At 41.2% G+C, this 13,876-nt stretch carries 9 protein-coding genes; 6 read left to right on the top strand and 3 right to left on the bottom strand.

What is annotated here, in order from left to right; genetic code table 11:
* The first annotated feature begins 7 nt into the window (after window positions 1-7).
* From NYE23_RS14095 to NYE23_RS14075, 5 genes are all read left to right on the top strand, one after another.
* A complete protein-coding gene (locus tag NYE23_RS14095; RefSeq protein ID WP_341078769.1) occupies window positions 8-1,600 on the top strand; it encodes a long-chain-fatty-acid--CoA ligase in 1,593 nt (530 codons plus the stop codon).
* Between the two features lie 143 nt (window positions 1,601-1,743).
* Window positions 1,744-2,931, top strand: coding sequence for a DUF418 domain-containing protein (locus NYE23_RS14090; protein ID WP_341078767.1), 1,188 nt, complete (start codon window positions 1,744-1,746; stop codon window positions 2,929-2,931).
* Window positions 2,932-2,997: 66 nt separating this feature from the next.
* Window positions 2,998-3,906: a fumarylacetoacetate hydrolase family protein gene (locus NYE23_RS14085; RefSeq protein WP_341078766.1), complete on the top strand. Its 909-nt coding sequence runs from the start codon at window positions 2,998-3,000 to the stop codon at window positions 3,904-3,906.
* Between the two features lie 186 nt (window positions 3,907-4,092).
* A complete protein-coding gene (locus NYE23_RS14080) occupies window positions 4,093-4,449 on the top strand; it encodes a YisL family protein (protein ID WP_341078764.1) in 357 nt (118 codons plus the stop codon).
* Between the two features lie 192 nt (window positions 4,450-4,641).
* Window positions 4,642-7,563, top strand: a complete 2,922-nt coding sequence (locus NYE23_RS14075) for an EAL domain-containing protein (RefSeq protein WP_341078763.1) — start codon at window positions 4,642-4,644, stop codon at window positions 7,561-7,563.
* Between the two features lie 111 nt (window positions 7,564-7,674).
* On the opposite strand, the gene NYE23_RS14070 is transcribed toward NYE23_RS14075, so the two are convergent.
* Window positions 7,675-8,238: a DUF2777 domain-containing protein gene (locus tag NYE23_RS14070; RefSeq protein WP_341078759.1), complete on the bottom strand. Its 564-nt coding sequence runs from the start codon at window positions 8,236-8,238 to the stop codon at window positions 7,675-7,677.
* A gap of 157 nt (window positions 8,239-8,395) precedes the next feature.
* Here NYE23_RS14070 and asnB point away from each other — a divergent pair, with 157 nt between their 5' ends.
* A complete protein-coding gene (asnB, locus tag NYE23_RS14065) occupies window positions 8,396-10,243 on the top strand; it encodes an asparagine synthase (glutamine-hydrolyzing) (RefSeq protein ID WP_341078757.1) in 1,848 nt (615 codons plus the stop codon).
* Between the two features lie 229 nt (window positions 10,244-10,472).
* On the opposite strand, the gene NYE23_RS14060 is transcribed toward asnB, so the two are convergent.
* Together NYE23_RS14060 and NYE23_RS14055 are read right to left on the bottom strand one after the other, a co-directional pair.
* Entirely contained in the window at window positions 10,473-11,822 is a 1,350-nt protein-coding gene (locus NYE23_RS14060; protein ID WP_341078755.1) for an MATE family efflux transporter, read from the bottom strand.
* A gap of 124 nt (window positions 11,823-11,946) precedes the next feature.
* Entirely contained in the window at window positions 11,947-13,716 is a 1,770-nt protein-coding gene (locus tag NYE23_RS14055) for an alpha-glycosidase (protein WP_341078752.1), read from the bottom strand.
* Window positions 13,717-13,876: the final 160 nt, after the last annotated feature.

The raw sequence follows: 13,876 nt of genomic DNA, 5'->3' as shown, positions 1-13,876 counted from the left end.
CTTCAAAATGAATGTTCCATTAATACTTTCACAGTTTTTAGATCGTGCTGTGTCCCTTTACGGTAATAAAAAGGCAATCTTTGCTGATGACCGGGTTTTTACATATGAAGAATTGAACGCGAGAGTTAACCAGCTCTCTTATGGACTAAGGGCTTCAGGTATTCAAAAAGGGGACAGGATTGCTTACCTGGCACCTAATTCTGTTGAAATGCTGGAGGGGTTTTATGGGGTTTTTCAGCTGGGCGGAATAATGGTTCCTCTAAATATCAGGCTGAAGCCGGAAGACTATTTATTTATATTAAATCACAGCGAATCAAAGATCCTGTTTGTAGATCAGGACCTTTATCATCTTATACTTCCTGTAAAAGATCAGCTGAAAACTGTGGAAAAAATCATCGTGCATTATAAAGAGGAAGATACAGAAGAAACCGATTATGATTCATGGCTCAGCAGCCAGGACAGCAGTCCATATCAAAGGGAAGTCCTCGACGAAAATGACGTATGCAGCCTTTTGTATACAAGCGGTACAACAGGCAACCCGAAAGGTGTCATGCTGACCCATCGCAATAATTACCTGCATGCATTGTCAACTATGCATCATTTGAGGGTCAGCGATCAGGATGTATTGCTGCATGTCCTGCCGATGTTCCATGTGAATGGATGGGGTTCGCCTTTTTATTACACGGCAAATGGCGCTTCTCAGGTGTGTTTAAGAAAAGCCACACCGGAAAAGATATTTGACGCCCTTCAGGAACATAAAGTATCAGTCATGCATATGGCCCCTACTGTACTGAATTCGCTGATGCAGCATTATGAACAATTTGTTCCATCAGTTGAGCAGGATGTCAGGGTTGTTATTGCTGGTTCGGCTCCTCCGCCAGCCTTTGTAACAAGAGTGGAGAAGGAGCTTGGATGGGAGTTCATACAGGTATATGGCATGACCGAATCATCTCCGCTAAGCACAGTATCGACAATCCGTTCTCACCTTCAGGAACTTCCGCTTAACCAGCAGTACCGGATGAAAGCGAAGGCAGGACATCAGATGATAGGCTGTGAAGTCAAGGTAATCAATGAACATGGTGAAGAAGTGGCCCAAAATGGCATTGAAATCGGTGAGGTAATTGTCCGCAGCAACGGAGTCATGAAGGGCTATTGGAAAAATGAAGAAGCAACGATGGAAGCTATTCGGGACGGATGGCTTCATACAGGTGATATGGCAAATGTTGATGAATATGGCAATATCGATATTGTTGACCGTAAAAAGGATATCATTATCAGCGGCGGAGAAAACATCTCATCCATAGAAATAGAAGGGGCTTTATATGAGCATCCTGCAATACTGGAAGCTGCTGTTATAGCTGTGCCCCACGAAAAGTGGGGGGAAACCCCGCATGCCTTTGTAGTCCTGCGTAATGGGAAAACATTGACTGAGCAGGAGATTATCAGTTTTACCAGGGAGAAGCTTGCCCACTTTAAAGCTGTAACAGGAGTCACTTTTGTCGAAGAGCTGCCGAAAACGGCCTCAGGGAAAATTCAAAAAATCCACCTTCGGAACAACTACTGGGAGTCAAAAGGGAAAACAGGCCGTTTTGTTAATTAAATAAAAGCGGGATTTTTCAAATGTTGATTGCTATCCAGCTCCAGCGCCCAGTTACATGCGCTGGAGCATTTCTATTCTGGACAAGCAGATTCCAGCTCTCTATCATTAAGGTTAGATTTTCTTTACAAAGAAGGAGGCACTTTATGGACAGGCAAGTCAGCCCGGTTCTGGAGAAGGATCGGATAATTTCGCTGGATATTATGAGAGGATTTGCAATTCTAGGGATTTTTTTAGTTAATATGCTATCCTTCCATTCACCATATCTGTACATTGATCCTTTTGTATGGTGGGACAGTCCGGCGGATAAAGGGGCTTATGCGTTTATCGATATCTTTGTGCAGGCAAGCTTCTATCCTTTGTTTTCAATTCTGTTCGGGTACGGGTTAGTCATTCTAAGGGAGAGTGCAATGGCCAAAGGCCTTGATTTTGGAGGAATGGCTGCAAGGAGATTTTCCCTTTTGCTGCTGATAGGCATCATTCACGCTTTTCTTATATGGCATGGGGATATTTTAATAAACTATGCAATCTTTGGCTTTATCTTTTTATTGTTTGTAAAATTGTCCGGAAAAAATATGCTTTTAACTGGAATATTGCTTTATATCATTCCCAATCTGCTATTTGTTCTATTGTTATTTGCAACAGCTCTGGTTATTCCTCCTGAAGAGCTGTCAATCTATGACAAGGAAGCCGCATTAGCTTCTTTACAGGCCTATCAAAATGGAAGCTTTTCCGAGATTACCTCACAGCGTATCCAGGATTGGTCAGGTGTTAATAATCTTGCTTCACTGCCTATCATGCTGGCATCTATTTTTCCTTTGTTTTTAATAGGTGGAGGAGCAGCCAAGCTGCGATGGCTTGAGGAGCCAGAAAAAAACAGGGCAATCCTCATGAAAATTATGCTGGTTTCTTTGGCTGGAGGGTTATTGTTCAAATTGCTGCCTTACATAACGGAAAGCAACCTGGGACTGGATTACATGCAGGACATATTTGGAGGTCCGCTGCTGGCTATTGCTTATGGTTTAGGGATACCGGTGGTGATGAAAAATAGTCAGGGACCAGGATTCCTGCTGCCGCTCTCATATGTTGGGAAACTGTCGCTCTCAAATTATCTTTTCCAGTCCATTATCTCGACTTTTATTTTTTACAGTTATGGATTAGGCTTCTATGGGAAGGTCTCTGCATTTTGGGGGACACTTTTAGTTATGTTCATCTTCGCTTTCCAGGTCATCATCAGCCGTTTCTGGATTGTCCGCTATTATTATGGACCGGTCGAATGGCTCTGGAGGAGCTTCACTTATTTGAAGATCCCTAATTGGAAGAGAAAGGGTTAAAATTGTCCAAAAATCTGAAAATTTATATTATACTAAAAAAGTGAATAATAGAATGAGGTGATAGGATTGAAATTTGTTACTTTTAAGGATAGCACAGGAAGCAGGGCTGGTTTACTGGACGAGACCGGGACAAAGGTGCTTCCGCTAAAAGCAGCTTTAGAAAAAATGGAAGGCAAAAGTGACTTGCCTGCGACTTTGAAGGAATGTATTTCTTTAGGGGATAAGTTCATTGATAAAGTAAATAGTTTAACAGATTGGCTAAGCAGCTATCCTGCAAGGGAGGAACTCTTTCGCCCGCTCGCTTCCGTTGCATTGGAAGCGCCGATTCCACGTCCGGATAAGAACATCTTTTGTGTAGGCAAGAATTATGCCGAGCATGCCATTGAGATGGGAAGCAAAGAAGACATTCCCGAGCACATAATGGTCTTTACAAAATCGCCTACAACGGTCATAGGACCTGATGCAACAGTCTTAAATCACAAGAATGTCACTGCAGAGCTTGATTATGAGGGAGAGCTTGCCGTTGTAATCGGAAAAAAAGGACGGGCGATTCCAAAGGAAAAAGCATCGGAACACATTTTTGGCTATACGATTATTAATGATGTGACAGCAAGGGATCTGCAGTCTCGCCATAAGCAATTTTTTATCGGTAAAAGCCTGGATGCCACGTGCCCGATGGGTCCATGGATTGTCCATGCCTCTGCTGTTGAAAACCCGAATCAGCTTGACATTCAAACAAAGGTAAATGGAGAGCTGAGACAAAGTTCAAATACTGAAAACTTTATCTTTCCAATCGATGAAATCATCTCGGTTCTGTCAAAGGGCATGACACTTGAGCCAGGAGATATTATCGCTACTGGAACTCCTGCCGGGGTAGGTAAGGGCTTTAAGCCTCCGCGCTTTCTTAAGCCGGGAGATAAAGTGGAAATTACAGTAGAAAATATAGGAACTCTGACAAATTTTATAGAGAAATAAAATGAAAGATGGCCTGTGTACACATACACAGGCTTTTTAGTATTAATTTGTCAATGAGATATATCACACTTTGCCATAAATAGTTCACAAAGTTGCCCTTATACAATCTTTTTTGCATCTTAACTTTAGGAATTTCATAGCCAATATGGTATGATGATATCGAATTTTACATTAGGAGGCACTGGAATGATACATGCCCATATAACAACATGGTTTTTGGCACTTGTTTTATTTATTATTGCCCTTATAATGCATAAAAGCGGCAAACAAAAAGGTTTAAAAGTGGTTCACATGGTCTTGAGATTATTTTATCTGCTGATCATTGGAACAGGGATTTGGATTTTAAGCAGCCTTAACAGCATCGACCTTCTTTATGTGTTGAAGTCATTAGTAGGCATTTGGGTAATTGCTATGTTTGAAATGATTATCATCCGCACTGTCAAAGGAAAAAAGACTTCTATTTTATGGGGACAGTTCATTGTTGCACTAATCCTGGTTCTATATTTAGGCTTTGTAAAATTGCCATTAACATTTATGACGTAAATATGGATATTTATAGAAAAGGCTGCCGAAAAGGCAGCTTTTTCTAATTTTGTCATGTCATGACTTCACTAAATATGGTAATTTAAAACTATAGCTAACTATATGATAAAAAAATTAGAAACTGGAGCCTTTGCTGTACAAGGAGCAATCCTATCAGCGGGTCTAATGATCTTACTATGATGGTGGGTTTTTATGGCACAGACGATTACATGTTTATATAAAAATAATAGCGAGCTTAATAAATTTATAGACTTGAATGAATTGACGGAATACCCGAATTTACTTGTGCAGGTTTTTACAGGAACTCCTGAGAGCCAATTTATCGCGAAACTTCAAGAAGAACTGGCAGATAAGCTTCCCTTTGCACATATAGCAGGCTGTTCAACTTCAGGTGAAATTCATGAAGGGCTCATTACGGAGAAACAAACAATCATTTGCTTTACTGTTTTCGAAAAAACGGAATTAAAATCTTTCCTGTTAAACAGGAGCGATTTTAAGGACAGTTATGAAATGGGCAAAACCCTGGCACAGGAACTTGCTCTCTTCAATACAGAAGCTGTAATTATCTTTCCTGCAGGGTTTGATGTCGATTCCACTGACCTGCTGGAGGGAATAAATGAAACTCAGCCCGATATGGTGATTTCCGGCGGACTTGCCGGAGATAATGGTTTATTCCAGGAGGGTTTTTCTTTTACTCAACATGGAATCACCAGCGATGGGCTTGCGGCAGTTGCCCTTCAAAGCGGCCATCTTTGGGTGCGTCATTTTGAGAATTATCAGTGGCAGGAGATTGGAAAAAGCTTTACTGTCACAAAGGCAGAAGGATCTATCATCTATTCCCTGGACCATAAAAGGCCGTTAACTATTCTAAAACGCTATTTGGGAGAGTCTTTTATTAAGGAACTGCCGAAATCAGGTACTGAATTCCCTTTCCTGTTACAGTACCGCGGGGAAAAAGTATCCGTTTTTATTATAAAATTACTTGAAAATGGTGCAATTAAAGTAAACAGAAGAGTTGAAGAAGGAGACACACTTACGTTTGCTTATGCAAATCTGGAGGACATTATTGAACGGTCTTTACAAGAATTAAAAGAGCTTGATCAAGTTTCTCCTGAAAGCATATTTATATACAATTGCATGGCCAGGAAACAATTTGCAAGAGATTTTACAGAAAAAGAACTGGCAATGTTCCAGGGAATAGCGCCGGCGAACGGCTTCTTCTCTTATGGTGAGATTTCCTGCCGTAAAGGCGGACTTCCGCAAATGGTAGGACATTCTCTTACATACCTTGCTCTATCAGAAGATAGTGCTGAATCAAAGAAGAAAAAACAGAATGAATTTGTTTATGAAAAAACCGCCCAATTTAAAACGATTACTTCTTTAACTCATTTAATGCATGCTTCTCAGGATGATATTAAAGCATTAAACAGCAGTCTTAAAATGTCAGAACAATATTATAAATCTCTATTTGATAATAATGCAGACTTTGTTTATTCAACTGACCTGAAGGGGAATTTCACAAGTGTTAACCCGGCATTTGAGAAAACCTTCGGGTACAGCCGGGAAGAAATAATCGGAAAAACAGCTCTTACCTATGTGAGTGATATGGATGTACAAAGGGTCCGGATGCACTTTTATCGGGCATTAAGAGGAAAGGAGCAATATTACAACGTTTATATTGATTCAAAAACCGGCGAGACAAATCTCTTTCAGCTGAAAAATATTCCGATTACGGTTAATGGGGAATGTGTAGGCATTTATGGAATCGGCAGAAATATTACAGAACAGAAAAAAATTGAAGAGAAGATAACAGAACTGGCTTTTTTTGACCGGGATACAGGGCTGCCAAACAGAATGAAGTTTACAGAACAATTGGAAATGCAATTAAAGAGAGCCAGGAAGAAACAGAAGAAAATTGCTGTTCTTTCTATTGATATTGACCGCTTTAAAATCATAAATGACAGTCTCGGGCACTTTGCAGGGGATATGGTGTTAAAGGAAATTTCCGAAAGAATTGAGAGGGTTTTACCTTCCGGTTCTTATTTGGGAAGGTTCAGCGGGGATAAGTTTAATCTGGTATTATCGAGGGAAGCAACCATAGAAAAAGTTATGAAAGCCTCCAAAAAAATATTAGAGGAAATATCCCATCCTTTATTTCAGTCGGATCAGGAGTTTATTGTTACTGCGAGTATTGGTGTAAGCCTATACCCGGACGATGGATCGGATGAGCACATACTGCTGAAAAATGCGGATATTGCCACGAATCGCTCCAAGTTGCAGGGAGGAAACAAGGTCACGTTTTTCTCAATGGAAATGAACCAACAGGCAATGGTCAGACTTGAGCTTGAAAGCTACTTAAGAAAAGCTTTGCAGAAAAATGAGTTTTATTTATGCTATCAGCCATTAATAGACCTTGAAACAGGGAATTTATACGGAAGCGAAGCCCTGATCCGCTGGAATCATCCGAAACTTGGCCTAGTTTCACCCGGTGAATTTATTCCTCTTGCAGAAGAAACTGGTCTCATTGCGGATATTGGCGGCTGGGTATTGAGGTCGGCTTGTCAGCAAAACAGGCGCTGGCAAATGCTCGGCTATGAATCTCTATCCATTTCTGTGAATGTGTCAGCCTATCAATTCCAGCAGCCGGGATTTCTTCAGGAAGTTAAGTTGGCATTGGAGCTTTCCGGTATGGAGCCGCAATATTTAACATTGGAGCTTACGGAAAGCACGATGCTGAGGAATGTTGAGTATAGTATACAAGTTATGCAGTCTCTGCAGGATATCGGCGTCAAGGTTTCCATTGATGATTTTGGAACCGGATATTCTTCTTTAAGTTATTTAAAGGACCTTCCAATCAATACATTAAAGATCGACCGGTCGTTTATCAATAACCTTCGACTAAATACATCTGATGTTGCCATTGTAAAAGCCATCATCACCATGGGACATGGACTTTCCGTTAAGGTGGTGGCTGAAGGGGTGGAAACACTGGAGCAGATTGAGCTCTTAAAGGAATTGAAATGCCATTATGCACAGGGCTTCTATATACATAAGCCGCTCATGACCAGGGATTTTGAGGAAGGTCTCTCTAAATACGTTCAAACGCACGGCTAGCGCATAATAAAACAGCAGCACTGCCATTAAAGGCAGGCTGCTGTTTCTTTGTGAGATAAGCGTATAACTTCTGAAGTTAGATAATGTCCAGTTCAAGAAGCCCCTGCTTTTCTATGAAGAAATCTTCTCGATTACCATTCTTTTTCCGCTGTTTAAGGTAAATTCAAACCGGTCACTCATTTTTTCATAATAGCAAAAATGATGCTGCACATTGCAAATATGATCCTGGTTATCAAAAACGATGAAGTTAACACCGCTTTTCCTGTCTTTATCATTAAAAAATGCGAGCTGGTTATAGCAATAAATGCAGTCATAGACCGAAAAATGCATGGAATTTAGAGTGGTTACGAACTGGTAGAAGGCGTCATCATTCATTTCTTCCAATAATCTTTCGAGAGAGAAAACCAGATGCTTCCGAATGCGAATCGAATCCTGGTTCTTCAAGTGAAACGTTTCATCATCAAAAACCACCTTGCCATCCTCGAATAAAATGCCCTTTTTCCAGCGTTTAAAGCGGAACACTTCCATTTCCTGATGGAGGAATTCGTCCAGTATCGATGCTTCATCTGTTTCATGGTCAAAAAATACCCATTGATCATTGATATACTCTACAGTGCCTTCTGTAAAAGCACGGGATTGATATTCGATAAGCTTTGTTCGCTGCTGTCTATTCATATAAAACCTCCATTAACTTCCTCAACTTCTTTTTAGACAGTTTTGGCGATTTTTATAACCGCATGAATGTGGACAATTAACTTTTTTCTTAGCCCAGCATACAATAGCATCATGAAAAATGTGCCCATGCGATTCCGCTTTGAAAGGATGATGTAATGTGTGTGGAATTACCGGCTGGATTGACTTCCAAAAGGATTTGAGAAAAGAAACGGCTGCAATTGACAAAATGGCGGATACGCTGGCAAAGCGGGGTCCAGATGAAACAAACATATGGACAGATGTGCATGCTGGATTCGGCCATAAAAGGTTAATCGTTGTAGACCCGGCAGGCGGAAAACAGCCAATGACTAGGGAAAAACATCAAAGCCGCTATACGATTTGCTATAATGGAGAGCTTTATAATACGGAAGATCTCCGTAAAGAACTCCTTATAAAAGGATATTCGTTTGATGGCCATTCTGACACTGAGGTTTTGCTGACTTCTTATATAGAATGGGGAGAAAATTGCCTGCAATATTTGAATGGCATCTATGCCTTCGCGGTTTGGGATGAAAAGAAAGAACAAGTATTTATTGGCAGGGATCGCTTAGGGGTAAAACCTCTATTTTATAAAGAAACGAAACTGGGAATTTTATTTGGATCTGAATTGAAAGCTATTTTGGCCCATCCTGATGTGAAGGCAGAAGTCGACAGGGAGGGCTTGGCTGAAATCTTTGGGCTAGGGCCATCACGATCCCCAGGCTCAGGAATTTTCAGAGGCATTAATGAATTAAGACCTGCTCATGCACTGATCTTTTCGAGAAATGGACTGAAGGTATGGCGTTATTGGAATGTAAAAAGTGCCCCACATGAGGATAATGTAGAGGAGACGGCTGAGCGAGTCAGGGAACTATTTACGGATGCTGTGACAAGGCAGCTGGTCTCGGATGTTCCGTTATGCACGTTCCTTTCCGGCGGAGTGGATTCCAGTGCGATTACAGCTATTGCTGCAAAAGCTTACGAAAAAGGCGGAAAGGGCCAACTGACCACTTATTCAATAGATTACGAGGGAAATGATGAGTTTTTCAAGGCTAATGAGTTTCAGCCCAATTCAGATGGAGCATTTATACAGAAGATGTCCCATACCTTTAATACGAGACATAACAGCAGTATAATCACCCAGAAGCAGCTGGCAGAGGATTTAATCGAATCGGTGCATGTAAGGGATCTTCCGGGTATGGCTGATGTCGATTCCTCCCTGCTATGGTTTTGCAGGGAAATCAAAAAGGATTTTGTTGTCAGTCTGTCAGGGGAATGTGCAGATGAAATATTTGGCGGCTATCCATGGTTCCATAGAGAGGAAGACTTGAAGAGGAAGGGATTCCCATGGATGAGGTCACTCGAAGCCAGGCAGGATCTATTGAAAGAAAATTGGAGGAAGAAACTGAATCTCCAAGATTATGCTATGGAAAAATATCTTCAGGTAATCTCCGAAACTCCTGCGTTAGACGGGGAGAGCAGGGAGGACGCAAGCAGGAGAGAGCTTTTCTATATTAATATGATTTACTTTATGACGACCTTATTGGACCGTAAAGACAGAATGAGTATGGGTGCCAGCCTTGAAGTACGGGTGCCGTTTGCCGATCATCGGCTTGTGGAGTATGTGTGGAATATTCCGTGGGAGATCAAAATGCATGGAAACCGCGAAAAAGGAATCCTTCGCAAAGCACTTGAAGGCATATTGCCGAATGAGGTGTTATACAGAAAGAAAAGCCCTTATCCCAAAACGCATAATCCAGAATATACGGCTGCAGTACAAAAGATGCTAAATGGATACCTGGAGGACCGCTCATCCGCACTGTATGAATTCTTTGACAGCGGCCAGCTGAGGGATATCATTGAGTCGGGAGGTGGCTCATTCCGGGAACCATGGTTTGGGCAGCTCATGACTGGTCCACAGCTGTTAGCACACCTTGCACAGATTCATGTGTGGTTTAAGGATTATAATATAAATATTGCAGAATAAAAAAAGAAGCGGCAGATGTAACTGCCGCTTTTGCTATGGAGTAAGTTTGCAGCGGGCTGCAGAATTTATTGGTAAATATATATATAATTTTAAACTTCGATAACTGTCTAGCTCCAGCGCCTACCCCCTCGAGGTCACAAGCCAATCCTCCCATAAAAGCAAAAAACGCCTTTCCGTGAGGCTCGTCTTGTGCTTGTCGGGGGTGAGCAAGGCGCTTCCGCTTTTCTTATTATACTGCTTTTGAAGACACGAACGACTTATTCACCCAGACTCTGGATCTCCAGCGCCATAACATGAGCAATCCTCTAAGCCATTCATCGGCAATAAAAGCGATCCATATGCCGGCTAGCCCCAGTCCAAAATGAATTCCGAGAACATAGGAAAGGGTAACGCTTACGCCCCACATGGACAAGATCCCCATATAAACGGGGAATTTTACATCGCCGGCTGCACGCAGGGAGTTAATGACGACTAAATTAAACGATCTGCCTGGCTCCAGGAGGATGGTCAAAAGAATGAGAACACTGCCAACCTTTATGATATCTGGATTAGAAGTGAATATGCCCATCAATTTTTCAGAGAAGAGGGAGAAAAGAACAGCAGTCCCGAATGAAATCATGATGGCAAGGCGCAGGCTTTTCATACATCTTTTATAGGCTGCCTCATAATCCTTTCCGCCTACCATATGGCCTATCAGGATTTGTGTGCCCTGGCTGATGGCGACACTGAAAAGGAATATGAACATCATGATATTCTGCGTATACACCTTTGCAGTTAAAGCCTCTGTTCCGAGAGCAGCGATGAATATAGTAATCACCATTTGCGATCCATTATAGGATAAATGTTCTCCTGCTGAAGGGATCCCGATTTTTAACAGATTTTTGATATGTTCCTTTGGAAAGCGGAAAAGTAATCGGAATGGAAGTGCTTTTTCCGTTCTTTTAAGCAGGACGGCGACAGCAGCAGCCAATCCGATCAATCTGCTGACGACAGTGGATATGGCTACACCTTCTACACCCAATACCGGAAAACCGAATGGGCCAAAAATAAATAAGTAATTGCCAATAACATTTAAAATGTTCATGCCGATAGTAATGTACATAACATCTCTTGTAAATCCGTAACTTCTGATGATGGCTCCAATTGTCATAATTAATGCCTGGACAAAGGAAAAGCCGCCAACAATGACTAAGTAGGCGTTTGCCTGGCTTAATAGCTCCTCAGGCAAATCCATCATGCGGAGCAGCGGTTTGCCTGATACAAATAGAAGAATACTAAGGATTATCCCAAATACCAGGTTTGCCCCCAGGGAGACAATCGAAATTTCAGCAGCCGTTTTATTATTATTTGCGCCAAGATTTTGGGCAATAAGGATGGATGTCCCGGTCGCTATAAATCCAAACATGACGATTACGAGCGAAAGGATCTGATTTGACACCCCGACGGCAGCCACAGATTCATCCGAATATTGCGAAAGCATAAGAGTGTCGGCATTTCCCATGAGCATGTGGAGCAGTATTTCGATAAAAATCGGCCAGGTTAACGCAAATAATGTCATTTTTTTCTGGTTCTTAGTCATGGTTATTCTCCCTGTTTATAAATGATTTTCGTGTAAATAGGAGGGACCCAAGACAATTTATAAACTAAAAAAGAAAAGCTTTAAGGTTCTGCGCTTAAAACTTTTCTTTTTTCAATAAGGTGTCCTATTTATTGAAGCTGGCTGGAAAGGACAGGATTTCAAATCCGCAGCCATCAAGCTGAACTTTAAGATTCTCGGCGTCTGCTGCAAATTCTTTGTCTGTAAGCATATTTGTAATCTTTACACCCTTGAGCAGATAAGGCAGTGTAAATTCCGCACTTTCATCCGCAGGGTTGGCGAGTACAATGATCGTTTTTTCATCATCATATTTTCGGTAGGCAACTATATTAGATTCTGTTTGAATAAATTCAAAATGGCCTTCATTTGCCAGCAGCTTTTCTTCTTTTCGCAGCTTAATAAGCTTTTGAATATGAGAAAACAATTCCCGGTCCTGTTTTTTCTCATCCCACTCCATGCATTTTCTGCAGCCGGGATCCATTACACCATTTAGTCCAATTTCATCCCCATAATATAGGCATGGTGAACCCATAAATGTGAATAAAAGTGTGTAAATTAGCTTTACCCTGTCTTTATTCTCTTCACATTCCGTTAAGATTCTCGGTGTATCATGGCTTCCAACCAGATTGAATGCAGCTTCATAGACATTGGCCGGATAGCTGTGGATTTCAGCGGTCATATTATTGGTGAATTCAGTGCCAGTTATGGATTTCTTTGCAATTAAATTTAGCAGGTTGGTGGTAAAAGGATAATTCATGACAGCATCAAATTGGTCTCCGCGCAGCCATGGCATTGAGTTGTGCCAGATTTCACCCAGTATATAGAGATCTGGTTTAATGTTTTTTACAGTTTGCCTGAATTCACGCCAGAAATGATGGTCAACTTCATTGGCCACATCCAGGCGCCATCCGTCGATATCAAACTCTTCAATCCAGTATTTGGCCACATTGAGCAAATATTTTTTTACGTCTGGATTTTTTGTATTCAGTTTTGGCATCTGCTCTACAAAAGCGAAGGTCTCATAATTAGGGTACTCCCCGCCTCTTAGAGGGAAACTATGGGGATGGAACCAATCTTTATAAGGTGATTTTTCTCCCTTTTCAAGTACATCCTGAAATGGGGGGAAGTAGAATCCGCTATGGTTGAAAACGGCATCTAGCATGACTTTAATCTCCCGGTCATGGCATTCTTTTACCAGTCTTTTTAAAGTATCCTTCGAACCAAACTGGGGATCAATTTCCAGATAGTCTATTGTATCATATTTATGGTTGGAAAATGCCTTAAAAACAGGTGTGAAATAGATGCCGGTAATGCCGAGTTCCTGCAGATAGTCCAGATGTTCAATAACGCCTTCAAAATCTCCGCCAAAAAAATTATTCTTAGAAGGCTCCTCACTTCCCCAGGGAAGAACACCTTTGGGGTCATTGTCCGGATTTCCGTTAGCAAATCTTTCCGGGAAAATCTGATACCAGACAGTATCCTTCACCCAGGATGGGGCTTGAAATACTTCTTCAGAATGCAGGTAGGGAAAGTTGAAATAATAACCTGAATCAGCAGGAGCCTCCTCGTAAAAGCCTTTTTCAGTCAAAATTAATTCTTCTTCACCGGATTTCAAGTGAAAACCGTATCGGGACCTTCTAAATGTCGGGTTAATGTAGGCATGCCAATAATCATGAATGCCATCCGAACCTGATTTCTTCATATCTGTTTTTTCATACTGCCATTTACCATCCGCCCATAAATACTGATCACCGTGCAGTAAAGTGACTTCAGTAATATCATCTTTCTTTGTTTGCAGTCTAATATGTAAGGTTTCCCTGCTGATAGGATAAACAAAATGATCAGCAGGGTAGTGTATGATGGCTGCCTTTTCCATTAAAATTCCCCTTTCAAAGTGCAATCGCTTGCATTATACCATAGGAATGAAGCGAAAATGTATAGTATAAATCCGAGTGTTTGTAAATATTTTTTTTCAAGCAAAAATATTTAGAAAAAAAGTAGTTGTAAAAGCCCAAAAACCTTGTATAATAAAAATT

This window comes from Cytobacillus sp. FSL H8-0458, assembly GCF_038002165.1.
Taxonomy (GTDB): Bacteria; Bacillota; Bacilli; order Bacillales; family Cytobacillaceae; genus Cytobacillus.
The sequence above is the reverse complement of the archived record's forward strand: the minus strand, read 5'-3'. Positions and strand labels throughout refer to the sequence as shown.